Source organism: Dyadobacter sp. OTU695 (assembly GCF_038440355.1).
Lineage (GTDB): Bacteria > Bacteroidota > Bacteroidia > Cytophagales > Spirosomataceae > Dyadobacter.
On the sequence record NZ_JASATN010000011.1, the window covers coordinates 131708 to 145853 of the forward strand.

Consider the following 14146-nt stretch of genomic DNA (forward strand, 5'->3'; position numbering starts at 1 on the left):
TAACCGATTTTTAAGCTGCTGAAAATCAGTGTCGCGGTGTTTAACTATTTTTAACACTGCGCAAGCTCCCCACACTGTCTCTTTCTTCCCTTTTCCCTTTCCTCCCTTAATCATTCCTCAAAGTCTCTGCCGGATTGGTAGTCGCTGCTTTATAAGTCTGAATGCCGATTGTGAGCAGGCCGATTACCCCGAGGCTGCCAATGCATGTCAGGAATACGCCGGGGCCGAGACTGGGATGGTAGGTAAAAATATTGAGAAACAGCGAACCCAGCCCATAGCCAATCGGCATTGCGATGACCGCAGCGATCAGGATCAGTTTTACGAATGAGCCGGATAGAAGTCGCATGATCTGTGCCGTGCTGGCCCCCATTACTTTTCGCACGCCTACTTCTTTCACACGTCTGGCGGTGGAGTAGGTGACCATTCCCAGTAAGCCCATCGCAGCGATTGTGAACACGACCAGCACCAGCAAATCTGTGATCTTCTGATCTTCGTTTTCTAGGTAATCGTCATGGAGTTGTTCTTCATACCAGGAATACACAAACGATTCGTGCGGGTGGTACCGTTTCCACGTTTTACCCAATGCAGCAGCAAGGCGGTCGCGATCGGCTCCCGGGGCTATTTCCAGCGAAAGTACCTTGGTTTCCCGCGGATCGAATGCGAGTACCAGCGGTACTACCGGCAGCTCGTAACGCATGAAGCAAAAGTTCTTCACAATTCCCGACACGATCACCTTCGTCTCGTTAAGAATAATGGTTTGTCCCACAGCCTCCCTAAAATTTTTCCAGCCGAGCGACTCCGCCGCTTTCTGGTTCAGGACCGCAAAATGAACGGTCGTATCAGTGGATGCGGGCACGTTTTCACCGGCGATGAATTGCAGTCGCATATTTTCAATAAAATTCCCGTCGGAGGAATAAATATAGGCTTCCACGCGATTCGGAGAGTTTTGCTCTGACAACGGTGCGAGTTTAGCTTTTCCCGCACCTTCATTCAGCGTGGCGGAGGTGAGGCCCACGCGTCTCACGCCCGCTTCCCGGCTCATTTCATTGGCGAGGAGCTTGAAATCACTGTCGGGCACCAGCGGAATGTTCAGGATGTTCTTCCGGTTGAAATTCTGGTTGTCGTTAGCCATATATTCAAACTGGCTGTTCATAATGCCGGTACCGGTCATGAAGACCAATGCGACCACGAACTGGATAATGGTGAGGGTTTTCCGGAAACCGAATTTACCCAGACTTGTGGGCGCCATTTCACCTTTCAGGATTTGTACAGGCTGGTAGGACGACAATATCCGTGCAGGCAAAAGACCCGCCAGAAAGCCGGTGAACAGTGTAAAACCGATAAAGATCGCCCAAAGCATGCGCGTATCGTTTACCTCCCAGGTTAGCCAGCCTACCTGAACATACTCTTGCAAAAGCACCAGCCCGAGGTACCCAATCACGAAAGCGAGCAAAGCTATCACGGTGGTTTCGACAAGAAACTGGCTGATCAGCTGAGACTTTTTCGCGCCTGCGACCTTGCGTACACCCACCTCACGTGCGCGGCTGAGCGATCGCGTGAGTGTGAGATTAATGTAGTTGAAACCGGCCAGTACGATAATGATAAGTGGAATAAGCAGGCTGACACCCATTTTCCAGATGGGCTCTACGGACGGATTATCCAGCAGTCCTTCCCAGTCAGGTGAAATTTCAGATAATGCCTGGCTGCGGAATGAGTGCGTTTTGATATCCTTGAAACGGGCAGTCTTCTGACTTTCGGTGGACGCGCGCGCGAGCGCGCGGTCGAGATCTGCGCGGGACGAGCCTTTGGTAAGCAGAGCGAATGTGTAGGTGTTGTAGCTGAGCCAGTCGTCGGCTTTAATATCGGTTCGCACCAGCGGCAAGGTAGCCATAGATACTACGATATCAGCATTCAAGTGGGTACGGAATTTTTTAATTGGTTTAAAAACGCCGGTAATAGTGAACGTTCCTATTTCCTTGCTTGTGAGGGTTTTGCCTACCGGGTTGGCGTTGCCGAAGTACCGTTCCGCCATGTCGTGCGTAAGCACGGCCGTCCAGGGTTCGGTTGCGGGTTTCCCCTTTTCAAGCGGGAATCCGAATATTTCAAAATATGCGGGTTCTGCGTAAAGTCCGTAAGTGCGGAGCGTTTTAATGCCGTTACTCAGGTTTCCACCAAAGGAACGGTTGATGCGCACCGTCTTTTCGACCACACTTTGGCCATCGGCCAGCTTTTGTCCGAGCGGAAATGGCGTCGACGCGAGGGAATGTTTTTCACCAACATTGTCAATGGCATCCGTGAGGATACGGAATGTGCGTTGCGGATAGGGATGGAAAGAGTCCTTTTCAAAGCTGCTCTGCACCTGGATCAGCTGCATAAAGCAAAAAGCCATCGCGAGGCCTAGGCCGACAACGTTGATGAAAGAAAACAGCTTGTGCTTCCAAAGGTTACGGATGGCGATTTTCAGGTAGTTTTTTAACATGATGTTTTGTTTTAGGGAGGAAAGGGAGGAGAGGAGGAAGGGGAGGAAAGGGGGGAAGGGGAGAAAAAAACATCCTCCCTTTCCTCCATCCTCCCTTTCCTCCCTCTTATTCCGCTCTCAAAGCTTTCACAGGATTCGTCAATGCCGATTTCAATGCTTGCGAACTCACAGTTACCAGCGCTATGACGATCGCGACGATGCCCGCCAGGGCGAAGACCCACCAGGACAGCGTCTCCCGGTATTCGAAGTTTTGCAGCCACTTGCTCATGGCATAGACGGCTATGGGCGTACCTATGACGATCGCGATGAGGACTAATTTTACAAAGTCGCGGGAAAGCATGAGTACCACATCCCGCACGCTGGCGCCGAGCACTTTCCGGACGCCGATTTCCTTAGTCCGGGCTTCGGCCGCGAATGCCGCCAGACCGAATAGCCCGAGGCAGGCGATGACGACCGCGAGTATCGCAAATGCCAGTAACACATTTCCCTGGCGTTTTTCTGCCTGGTATTGTTTGGCAAAATTTTCGTCGAGAAACTGAAATTCGGGATGTGCCTCAGCGTCGAACGATTTGTAAACTTCATCAATGTAGGAGAGCGCTTCGGACGTTTTGGCGGCATTGATGCGCACATACACATTATCCTGCTCCGACGGCGGGGCGAGCTGGATTACCAGCGGCTCGATCTTATGTTGCAGGGAATAGATGTGAAAATCGTTCGTTACACCCACTACGGTCAGTTCTTGTACTTTGCCCTCGCCATCAGCAGGGTAGCGCAGCCGTTTGCCGACGGGGTTTGCCCAACCCTGTTTTTTCACTAATGCCTCATTCACCAGTACTGAACCGGAGAGGTCGGCAGGTGAATTTTTAATAAAATCACGGCCTTGCAGAAGCTTGATCTCCATCGTGCGCAGGTAATCGGCGTCGGCCATGAAACGCTGCGTCATTTGGGTGGTCGAAGGCATTTCGCCGCCATTGGTTTCGACAAACAGTGCGGTGGATCCGATGCTGTTGTTGCCGATCGGGTTGCTGGCCGCTGCGGAGCTTTCGATGACCGGATTTTGTGCCAGTTTTTCCTTCAATGCGCCCACCTGGCTCCTTACCTCATTTTTATCAATATGAAAAGTAAGTACCTGATCTTTATTGAAACCCAGGTCTTTATGACTGACATAACTGATCTGCCGGTACACAATGCCCGAGCAGGCGATCATCACAACCGTAGCGGCAAACTGGAACACCACCAGTGACTGCCGGAACCCCGCGCCGCCTGCCTGACTGCCCAGCTGCCCTTTCAATGCGATAACCGGGCGATAACCCGATAGCATTAGTGCCGGATACAGCCCGCTGAGCAGGCCGATCAGGATAAGGAACGCGCCGCCAATGCCTAGGGTGGCAAGGCCATTGTTGTGAAAATCGAGGCTCAGGGATTTTTCTGCCAGGTGATTGAAAAACGGTAATGCGGCCGTTGCCAGCAAAAATCCCACAAACCCTGCCAGTATCGTCATCATAAAAGACTCAGTCAAAAACTGACCTATCAACTGGAAACGTTGCGACCCAATGGCCTTGCGCACACCTACTTCGCGCACGCGTTTGAGCGAGCGGGCCGTGTAGAGGTTCATATAGTTGATGCAGGCAATAATGAGGATCAGCAATGCAATGGCCGAAAAAATGTAAACCGTGTTGATATTGCCGTTAGCACCGACCTCGTAATCCAGGCGTGAATGCAGGTGAATGGACGTCAGCGGTTGCAAATGCATGTGGTAATCCGCGTTACCCATTTGTTTTGCCAGGTATTTGGTATAAAAGCCGGGGAACTTGGCTTCGAGCTTCTTCGCGTCGGAGCCTTCCTTTAAAAGAACGTAAGTATATAGGTCGCCACTCTGCCAGCCGCCGGTGTAATCTGCCGGTAATGAGCGTAATGCACTGAAATTCAAGTGGGAATTGGTGGGGACGTCTTCAATTACACCCGTAACGACATTGGGGTAGTTATTAGAGAAAAAAACCGTTTGGCCCATTGCCTTCGAAGCGTCGCCGAATATCCGGGTGGCGAGGGTTTTGGTCAGGACGATTTTCTGTGGTTCACGCAATGCCGTCGCAGGGTCGCCGTAAATGAACGGGTAAGTGAATACGTCGAAAACGGATGCATCCGTGAAGAAAACGTCGAATGCGTCAACCTGCTTTTCCCCGAAGCGGATTTTTCCGCCGCCCTCCGTGCTGATGCGTACGGTCTTTTCGATTTCAGGATAGTCATTCTGCAATGCGGGGGCGAATGGCGCCGAGGTGGGAGCGAGTTTGAAACCGCCGGTAGCCCATTCCGCCTCCTGGGTAACGCGGAAAACACGGTCGGCTTTGGCGTGGAAGCGGTCGTAACTCAGCTCGTCGGCTACGTAAAGCACCATAAGCCAGACGGCGGCAATGCCGATCCCGAGTCCCAGGATATTCAGTCCGCTGAACAGCCGCTGCTTGCGGAAGTTCCTGATAGATATTTTGAGGTAGTTGAATAGCATAAGTCAAGGTTTGTTAGTCAGTGCCTATGAAAGGGACAATTTATATGCCAATGCAGTTTTTGCCTGATATTAAGTCGATTACGGTCATGTTAACGTGTCTGGATGTTCGCTAACGGACATTTCTGTTCAACGGCGTACGCGCAATCCTGGAAAATTAAGACCGGATTTCCGTCCGGCGATGAATGCGCAATGCCACCAAAATCCCTAATTTTGCCAAATTCATGATTTTGATGGATTTAATAGTCTTTTTTCTTATTGATTTTTAAACAAATAGAATGAGCCAGGCACCTGCTACCTCTTTGCAAGACATTGTTGGGCACGCGAAGGAATACGGTTTTGTATTCCCTTCTTCCGAAATATATGATGGACTACAAGCCGTTTATGATTATGGTCAGAATGGTGTTGAACTAAAAAATAACCTGAAAGCTGCCTGGTGGAAGGCTATGACGCAGCTGCATGACAATATCGTAGGTATCGATGCGGCGATTTTCATGCACCCGCTCACCTGGAAAGCATCGGGCCACGTCGACGGGTTCAACGATCCGATGATCGACAACAAGGATTCTAAAAAGCGCTACCGCGCCGACCAGTTGCTGGAAGGTAAGGCAGAACAATACGAAAAGGACGGTCAGCCCGAAAAAGCGAAAGCATTGCTGGCTGAAATGGGCCGTTTGCTCAGCGCCGAAGACCTGAATGGCGTTCGTGAGCTGATCATTGCAGAGGGTATTAAATGTGCGGTATCGGGCACGGCCAACTGGACGGAAGTGCGTCAGTTTAACCTGATGTTCAGCACGCAGGTGGGATCTGTAGCGGAGGATGCCAATATGATCTATCTCCGCCCGGAAACCGCGCAGGGTATTTTCGTGAACTTCCTGAATGTGCAGAAAAGCGGCCGTATGAAGGTTCCTTTCGGTATTGCGCAGATCGGTAAGGCATTCCGTAACGAGATCGTGGCTCGGCAGTTCATCTTCCGTATGCGTGAGTTCGAACAAATGGAAATGCAATTCTTCGTGCGTCCCGGTACCGAGGAGGAATGGTACGATAAGTGGAAAGAGGCTCGGATGAAGTTCCATAAGGCAATTGGCCTGCCTGCCGAAAAGCTGAAATACCACGATCACGAAAAGCTGGCGCATTATGCGAAAGCGGCTGTTGATATCGAATTCGAATTTCCGTTCGGTTTCCGCGAAATCGAAGGTATCCACTCCCGTTCCGATTTCGATTTGCGCAACCACCAGGAACTTTCGAAGAAAAAACAACAATACTTCGACGCCGACCTGGATGAGAATGGCAAGCCTTACGGTAACTATATTCCTTATGTGGTGGAGACATCAGTTGGTGCCGACCGTCTTTTCCTGGCGACATTCTGCAATGCTTATACTGTGGAATCGGTGGGCGAAGGCGACAGCGCGAAAGAACGCACTTTCCTGAAACTGCACCCGGCATTGGCGCCTTTTAAGGCGGCTGTGTTGCCATTGGTTAAAAAGGACGGTCTGGCAGAGAAAGCGCAGGCTTTGGCCAATTCGCTGAAATCGTCATTCCGCACAGTTTACGACGACAATGCGGCGATTGGCAAGCGCTACACCCGCCAGGATCTGATCGGTACGCCGTTCTGTATTGTAGTGGATTACCAGACGATGGAAGACGACACCGTAACCATCCGCCACCGCGATTCGATGGAGCAGGAACGTGTTCATATTAGTGAATTAAAGGAAAAAATTGGTTATCAAGTGGCTATCGAGCGCATTCTCGAAGCCATTTAAGTGATCGTTCGAACTTACAACGAGGGTTGCTTTTCCGGAAGCAGCCCTCGTTTTGTTTTTAAGTGGAAACAAATGCCGGTCCGGTAGTTTCTCCCACAGGAAAATGACTATTGCCTTTCGGTCAATGATAGGCCTGGTGAATCACTATTGATAGCTATAATGCCGATTATTTAGTAACTAGGCGGCTTTTAGAACACCAATCCGAAGTGAAATGATCAATCAGCTATACGATACTTCGATGAGCCTGCTTACCGATCTGTACCAGCTCACCATGGCCTACGGCTACTGGAAATCGGGCAAGGCAGAGCAGGAAGCGGTCTTTAACCTTTATTTCAGAAAACACCCTTTTCAAGGCGGATTTACAGTCACGTGCGGGCTCAGCAGCGTGATCGAATACTTGCAGGAGTACCGTTTTAACGACGACGACCTGGCCTACATCGGCTCCCTCACGGGCAGCGACGGCAATAGGTTATTTGATGAAGGTTTTCTTGAATACCTCCGCAAAATGGAGTTTCAATGCAGCATCGACGCCATTCCGGAGGGAACGGTGGTATTTCCAAACGAGCCGCTGCTTCGTATTCAGGGACCGATATTGCAATGCCAACTCCTGGAAACGCCGCTCTTGAACCTGATCAATTTCCACTCGCTCGTGGCTACCAAAGCTGCACGAATGCGCCTGATCGCGAAGGACGACGCATTGCTCGAATTTGGACTGCGCCGCGCACAGGGGCCCGACGGGGGCGTAACGGCAAGCCGGGCGGCTTACATCGGCGGATTCGATGCTACGTCCAATGTGCTTGCTGGAAAATTGTATGATATTCCCGTGAAAGGCACGCACGCGCACAGTTGGGTAATGTCTTTCGACAGCGAATTGGAAGCTTTTGAAACCTATGCGCAACATATGCCGAACAACGTCACGCTGCTCGTGGATACTTACGATTCGCTGAATGGCGTACGGCACGCCGTGGAGGTGGGAAAGCAACTGCGCGCCCATGGTCACGACCTAGCTGGCATTCGCCTCGACTCGGGAGACCTTGCCTACCTAAGCATCGAAGCGAGGAAAATCCTGGACGAAGCGGGTTTCGAAAAAACGAGCATTGTAGCCAGCAACGACCTCGACGAGTACATTATAGACAGCTTGAAAATCCAGGGAGCGAAAATTAATGTGTGGGGGATCGGCACAAAACTCGTCACGGCTTATGACCAGCCAGCATTAGGCGGCGTTTTCAAACTCGCGGCCATCCGTGCGGATTCCGGCGAATGGGATTACAAACTGAAACTGTCGGAGCAGGCGATTAAGGTGTCTACCCCAGGTATTCAGCAGGTCAGGCGGTTCAGGGATGCCGGCGGGTTTGTTTCGGATATGATATTTAATATCGAAACGCCGCTGATCGGGAAGGCCACGATGGTGGACCCTTATGACTTCACGAAAAATAGGTCTTTCGCGGAGTCAGTGCATTATGAGGATTTGCTCGTCCCGGTTTTCGCGCAAGGCAGGCTGATCTACAAACTACCGTCCGTTCATGACACTCGGAAGCGGTTGCAGGAGCAGCTGGCACATTTTTATAAGGGAATTAAACGATTTGTAAACCCGCATACCTATCCGGTGGGACTTGAAAAGGATTTATTTGAATTAAAAACCAACCTGATTTTTAAACTTCGCGCCGGCAATGAGGCGTGAAATAACTTAGTATGCAAGAGTTAACACATCCGAACAGTGAGATCCTCAAAGATCTGATCAGTTACAAAATGCCATTTGGTAAGTACAAGGACCAAGTGATCGCCGACCTTCCGGTTTCTTACCTCGAATGGTTCTATCGCGAAGGTTTCCCGTCGGGTAAGCTGGGTATGTTACTGGGTACCATGCTGGAAATCAAGATGAATGGGTTGGAATTTCTGATCCAGGGACTGCGAAAGGTGGCATAACATCGTTTTTGGTACAGGCACGACGCGCGCACCCGGGCCTATGCTCCGGGTGCGCGCGTATACAGGTTCTCCCGCTTGACGAAAATGAACTCCGCTGGTATTCTACAAAGTGTGACCTTTTCAGATGCTTACGTATAAAGGGATATTAAGTATTGATTCACTATTCATCCCGTACGTCAATGTCTTACGTAAAGATTTGGATACATGCTGTCTGGGGGACCAAACGCAGACGGCCCGTTTTACAACCGCCAATCCTGGCGCAACTTTGTCGGCATATCCGCGAAAATGCCAAAAACTAAGAAATACATGTTGACCGGATCAATGGTCATCACGATCATATCCATGTGCTGATGCTGCTGAAGAGTGAGTATGGCATATCCAAGCAAATGCAGCTTCTAAAAGGTGAAAGTGCCTTTTGGGCTAACAAGATGAAATTGGTGGGCGGCAATTTCGAATGGGCTGATAAATATTTTGCCGCATCCGTCAGCGAAAGCAGGCTTCCGTTTGTGAGAAGGTATATCGATAATCAGCAGGCACATCATGAAAAGCGGAGCTTTTTGGAGGAGTTTGGGGCCTTTGCACGGGGTATCGGATATGATGGTGGGGACTTTGGCTAAAGCCGGTTGCGATGGGGGCGCTGTGTCCCAAGGCTGAAGCCTTGGGTTGTGGTGATGGCTCGGTGTGTCCCGGGCCTAGTGTGGCGCTTGGTGTGGATGTCAGGGGTTGGTATGCTATATCCTGCGCGATGGGTGTATCCCAAGGCTGAAGCCTTGGGTTGTGGTGATGGCGCGGTGTGTCCCGGGCCTTGCGTGGTGCTTGGTGTGGATGTCAGGGATTGGTATGCTATATCCTGCGCGATGGGGTGTGTCCCAAGGCTGAAGCCTTGGGTTGTGGTGATGGCGCGGGGTGTCCCGGGTCTAGTGTGATGCTTGGCGTGGATGTCAGGGATTGTATACTATATCCTGCGCGATGGGGTGTGTCCCAAGGCTGAAGCCTTGGGGTGTGGTGATGGCTCGGTGTGTCCCGGGTCTAGTGTGATGCTTGGTATGCATGTCGGGGGCTGGGATATGCTGCGCTGCGCACAGCCTGGCACGTGGTCGGGAGCGTATCGCGGGGCTTCAGCCCCGGTACAGCAGGCCTGGGAGGTGGGTAGAGATATCCGAGCGTGTCTCGGACATCTCGGTGAACCCAGGGCTTCAGCCCTGGGTTCCATAGTATGACAGACGATTGGCTTTAGCCAAAGTCCGACGCAGGGTCACTTCTTCTCCGGCATCAGTACCACTTTGATAAAATTATCATCGTTGAAGTACTTTTGCGCGGCAGCTTTGGTACTGGCGACGGTTACCGATTTAAGTAACCTGTCTTGTTCGAAAACCTCATTCAGATCATCGCCGAGGAACGTATTGTCGTCCAGGTAGTCGAGCCAGAAGCCGTTGGTTTTTAGTGCTGTCTCTGTTTTTCGCTGTGTTTCTGCAACGAATTTCTCGATATCCTTCTGATCTGCACCGTTCGTTTTGATCTTGCCGATCTCCTCCTGGGCCCTTTTCACCAGTTTGTCCACATTCTCGGGCGCACAACCAAAGCCGATTGAAAAGCGATAATGGCCGCTAGGAAACTTGTCAGTACCCTCCGAAACGCTCACACCGTAAACCCCGCTTTCTTCCTCCCGCAGTGACTCGATCAGTTTGATTTGTAAAATCTCCTGTAATGCTTCGATCTGGATATTGTTCTCCGGATTGTAGTCATACTCGCCGCTGGATACCAATGTTACCCTGCTTTTAGGCTCCAAACCTTTGTAAATCACCTTTTCGATGCGCCCTTTCGGCGGGAAAATGCCGGGATGCTTGAAGGTATCGTCGCGATCGCTCGATGGCAGGCTGCCCAGGTACTTTTCGATTAGCGGTTTGATGGCCTCCGGTTTAAAAGCACCCACAATGGTGAATACAAAATCCGAGGCATCGGCGAAGCGGTTTTTGTAAATTTCAAATGCCCGGTCGAGATTCACTTTGTCGATACTTTCCGGTTTCAGCGGCTGCCGTTTCGGGTTGTGGCTGGTCAATACGGCATTCAACGAGTCGGAATAGACTTTCTCCGGGGTCAGTGTTTTTTGCATATTTTCCAGATATGCCTTTTGATTCGCCAATATGCCGGTTACCACATCAGCATCTTTGCGCGGCTCCGTGAAATAAGCGTAGATGAGCTGTAATGTCGTTTCCAAATCTTTGGGATTGGTATTACCGCCGATGCCCTCTGTCAGCTCGCTTACGTACGGGCCCGCGCTGGCGGTCTTGCCGGCGAGGAATTTTTGCAGCTGCGTCTGGTTATAAGGCCCTACACCGCCCGATTGAACGAGGTAGCTCGTGAAAATCCCCGTTTCGCGTTCGTCTGGGAAAAGCGAATAACCGCCTTTGGCAGTAGCCTTAATCAGAATTTCGTCGTTTTTGAAGTCGGTTGGTTTCAGCAATACTTTCACTCCGTTCGACAATGTGAGCTCGGTGACGCCCAGTTTTTCCAACGTCTTTTCAGCCGTAACCTTTCCCGGAGTGGGCTCGGCTTTCAGCAATGGCGCGTCCACAACGTCGTCCACATAGGCGGTCACGTCTTTCCCGGCTTCGTTCAGCAGCGAACGGATATCCGCTTCGGTAGGAAGTGTCTCCTTACTCTTTTCAGGCCCCATGATCACCACAGCCCTGTTTTTATCGGTAATGTATTTTTTTGCCAGGCCGTTGATCTCCGCCAGCGTCACTCCATCTAGGTGCTTTTTGGCAAACTCGAAATAAGCTTCCGCTCCCATAAATGCCTTTTCGTGAAGGAAATGGTTCAGGTATTCCTGCACATGGCTGGCCGACTTGGTTTTGTCCCGCTCCTTGTAATCTTCCTCAATGGCATTGTAAAAGTCCTTCTTCGCCCGATCGAGTTCAGGTTGGGTAAAACCGAATTTTTGGACCCTGGCATTTTCTTCGAGCAAGGTTGTCAGCGCGGTTTTCATCGAAGCCGCGTCTTTGGCGAGCGCGATGGAAGTGTATGAGTCCAGGTTTCCGAGAAAATCACCATACTGGCTCGCACCGTAGAGAAATGGCGGGTTGGCCTTTTGGGTAAGTTCCTGCATCCGCTGGCCCATCATCGCATTGTACAATTCCTGCGCAAAGCTATTCCGTACGTCCTGCAAGGATTTCTCTTTGGTATTCGGTTGTTTGTAAATCAACTGAATGAGATTCTGCGGGTATTCCGGGTCGGTCACTATGGCCACTTTGGTAGAACCGTCGAGCGGAATATCGTAGCGCGTGCGTTTTTTAGGATTGACAGGCGGCTTAATGGAGCCGAATTTCTGCGTAATCAGTGCCTCCACTTTCGCTACATCAAAATCGCCCACGGCAATCACAGCCATTAGGTCGGGGCGGTACCAATCCTGGTAAAATGCCTTGATGGTTTCGGGTTTGAAGCTTTTGAGAATGCTGTCCTTGCCGATCGGTAGCCGCTCCGCGTAGCGTGAATTGTTGAGGATCACTTTCAGGAATTTGTCGCGCATGCGTTGCTGTGCTCCCCGGCCCATGCGGGATTCTTCCAGTACCACGCCCCGTTCTTTTTCGATTTCGGAAGGGTCGAGTAATGCACCATTTGCCCAGTCTTCAAGTACCTGAATGCCCTTTTCGAGCAATCCGGCGGAATCGGTTGGGATAGGCAGCATGTAAACGGTTTCGTCAAAACCGGTATATGCATTCAAATCGGCACCGAAACGCACGCCTGTTTTTTGCAGGAAATTGACCAGCTCATTTTTGGGAAAATGTTTGGTACCATTAAAATTCATATGCTCCATAAAGTGCGCGAGGCCTTGTTGGGCATCCGTTTCCAGTACCGAACCCGCCTTGACAGCCAGCCGCAGCTCCGCCCGGTTTTTGGGCTCAGTGTTCTTTTTAATGTAGTAGGTAATTCCGTTTTTCAGTTTTCCGGTCTTTACACTGGGATCGAGAGGGATTTTTTGAGTGCTCAGGTTCTGCGCCGACACTGTCGCGACAGAAATTACACCCCATCCGGCCAAGCATAATGCTATGAACGCCTTTTTCATTTTTCTAATTTTAATTTTGATGAAATTCAGGAGGGGCGAAATATATTGTTAAAGATCGCGATTGCAAAGGGTGTGCTGGAAATGTTTTATAAAAAGAACGCCGGTATCGTAAACGCAACACCGGCAGTTCATTTTTCTGAAAAAGTGTACCTAATGTGTTATTTAACAGGCTCCCGTAGAATGGTTTTAAGCTTTTCCGGTGGCGTCTTGCGGAAGTCGGACAAGTAAATTTCGTGATGCAGCCCGTTTCGGCCAAGCGCATTGGCGGTCATGAAATCATTCAGTTTTGCCAGCGTTTCGGGTTCACGATCGAATGGTCCGGTATGCAGTATTTGCACCACTTTACCTTCTTCGATTTCAAAATAGGAGACCTCCCGGATCGCCTCCTGGCCTTTTGAAGCAAAACAGGCCGCTACGGCCGTTTGCACGTCTTTTTCTTGCACATAATCAGGAATGCGGATCAATAGCCGGTATTCCCATTCGCTGCGGGGGATAGCCTTGGGCGAGTCGGCGATCGAAATGCCGGCGAAGCGCTGTTCATCATACCACCATAAGCCTTCCAGTTTGGACACGACAAAATCCCTGCCTTTTGCTTTGAATGCAAATTTCAATGCGTATGCTACCGGGTAAATCGCCTGGATTTTTTTGGCAAAATTCTCACCTGACGGATCTCCTTTACCCGTAATGGACAGATATTGCGCCTTTTCGATGTTTAGGATTTCGGGTTTGGCTTTTGCCGTGTAGTAACTTTTGAAATGTTTGACAAGATCGAGTTTGTCCATGGCTCTGTTAGTCTTTGTTTGATAATGGTGCAAATAATAGCCGCATTTTGACAACAGTATGGCAAGAACCCTGGAAAAATTTATGGTTTCGCAGGACATTTAACCGGTTCGAAATACAAACCTTTTTCGAAATCCAGCTTCGACCGATCCTTGAAAATCATGACCCCGGCGGAATCTTTCATCTCTCCAAACCCCTCGACCCAGCCTTCGCCTTTTTTGCGAAAAACCACTTCCCTGGCCGATTGTGTTCCCTCGGAGGTGAATGTGTAGTGCGCAAAAATTCTGTCAGCTGCTATCGTTCCGGTAATGGTACCGTCATTCCGGTCTTTTTCGAAAAAGGCGTAGGATAGTTTGCCGGAAACGGTGCTGTCGGCGATTTCGAGGTTTAGAAACGCCGAATCCTTTTGGGTCTGGTGTGCGAAGCAGTTGTTCGTCGCAGGCACTTGGGTGGTTTGTTCAATAGAAATTGTGCTGTCGATAGCATTGTCTTCTGAGCCGGTTTTGCCCGAACATGCGCAGATCAACGTTGCGGTCAGGGATATAAGAAGGCTTGGTGCTGTCATAGTAGTTCGCGATGAATGGTTTGAAAACAGGCGGAAGTTAACAGTTTTGGCTTTTTCATCCAGCTGA

The 14146-nt window shown here is 50.4% G+C and carries 9 protein-coding genes; 4 read left to right on the top strand and 5 right to left on the bottom strand.

The window, feature by feature from the left end; genetic code table 11:
• Window positions 1–106: 106 nt before the first annotated feature.
• Window positions 107–2479, bottom strand: coding sequence for an ABC transporter permease (locus tag AAHB90_RS20175; protein WP_342087002.1), 2373 nt, complete (start codon window positions 2477–2479; stop codon window positions 107–109).
• 106 nt (window positions 2480–2585) lie between these two features.
• A complete protein-coding gene (locus AAHB90_RS20180; RefSeq protein WP_342087003.1) occupies window positions 2586–4982 on the bottom strand; it encodes an ABC transporter permease in 2397 nt (798 codons plus the stop codon).
• Between the two features lie 275 nt (window positions 4983–5257).
• Here AAHB90_RS20180 and AAHB90_RS20185 point away from each other — a divergent pair, with 275 nt between their 5' ends.
• The 4 genes from AAHB90_RS20185 (at window position 5258) to AAHB90_RS20200 (ending at window position 9285) form a co-directional block, all read left to right on the top strand.
• A complete protein-coding gene (locus AAHB90_RS20185) occupies window positions 5258–6742 on the top strand; it encodes a glycine--tRNA ligase (RefSeq protein ID WP_342087004.1) in 1485 nt (494 codons plus the stop codon).
• Between the two features lie 211 nt (window positions 6743–6953).
• Window positions 6954–8423 (top strand): nicotinate phosphoribosyltransferase, encoded by a 1470-nt coding sequence (locus AAHB90_RS20190; RefSeq protein WP_342087005.1) that lies wholly within the window; start codon window positions 6954–6956, stop codon window positions 8421–8423.
• A gap of 11 nt (window positions 8424–8434) precedes the next feature.
• On the top strand, window positions 8435–8668 hold the full coding sequence (locus AAHB90_RS20195; RefSeq protein ID WP_342087006.1) for a DUF3820 family protein: 234 nt from the start codon (window positions 8435–8437) through the stop codon (window positions 8666–8668).
• A gap of 302 nt (window positions 8669–8970) precedes the next feature.
• Window positions 8971–9285: a transposase gene (locus tag AAHB90_RS20200; RefSeq protein WP_342087099.1), complete on the top strand. Its 315-nt coding sequence runs from the start codon at window positions 8971–8973 to the stop codon at window positions 9283–9285.
• 638 nt (window positions 9286–9923) lie between these two features.
• Here the strand turns inward: AAHB90_RS20200 and AAHB90_RS20205 are convergent.
• The 3 genes from AAHB90_RS20205 to AAHB90_RS20215 all read right to left on the bottom strand — a co-directional run bounded on the left by AAHB90_RS20205 (window position 9924) and on the right by AAHB90_RS20215 (window position 14079).
• Window positions 9924–12734 (bottom strand): M16 family metallopeptidase, encoded by a 2811-nt coding sequence (locus AAHB90_RS20205; RefSeq protein ID WP_342087007.1) that lies wholly within the window; start codon window positions 12732–12734, stop codon window positions 9924–9926.
• 158 nt (window positions 12735–12892) lie between these two features.
• On the bottom strand, window positions 12893–13516 hold the full coding sequence (locus tag AAHB90_RS20210; protein WP_342087008.1) for a GyrI-like domain-containing protein: 624 nt from the start codon (window positions 13514–13516) through the stop codon (window positions 12893–12895).
• Window positions 13517–13596: 80 nt separating this feature from the next.
• A complete protein-coding gene (locus tag AAHB90_RS20215; RefSeq protein ID WP_342087009.1) occupies window positions 13597–14079 on the bottom strand; it encodes a hypothetical protein in 483 nt (160 codons plus the stop codon).
• Window positions 14080–14146 lie beyond the last annotated feature (67 nt).

Bases quoted from the DNA above. Each gene is read 5' to 3' on its own strand.
- AAHB90_RS20205 (WP_342087007.1), bottom strand. From the start codon at position 12,734: ATGAAAAAGGCGTTCATAGCATTATGCTTGGCCGGATGGGGTGTAATT.
- AAHB90_RS20175 (WP_342087002.1), bottom strand. From the start codon at position 2,479: ATGTTAAAAAACTACCTGAAAATCGCCATCCGTAACCTTTGGAAGCAC.
- AAHB90_RS20195 (WP_342087006.1), top strand. From the start codon at position 8,435: ATGCAAGAGTTAACACATCCGAACAGTGAGATCCTCAAAGATCTGATC.
- AAHB90_RS20215 (WP_342087009.1), bottom strand. From the start codon at position 14,079: ATGACAGCACCAAGCCTTCTTATATCCCTGACCGCAACGTTGATCTGC.
- AAHB90_RS20210 (WP_342087008.1), bottom strand. From the start codon at position 13,516: ATGGACAAACTCGATCTTGTCAAACATTTCAAAAGTTACTACACGGCA.
- AAHB90_RS20190 (WP_342087005.1), top strand. From the start codon at position 6,954: ATGATCAATCAGCTATACGATACTTCGATGAGCCTGCTTACCGATCTG.
- AAHB90_RS20180 (WP_342087003.1), bottom strand. From the start codon at position 4,982: ATGCTATTCAACTACCTCAAAATATCTATCAGGAACTTCCGCAAGCAG.
- AAHB90_RS20185 (WP_342087004.1), top strand. From the start codon at position 5,258: ATGAGCCAGGCACCTGCTACCTCTTTGCAAGACATTGTTGGGCACGCG.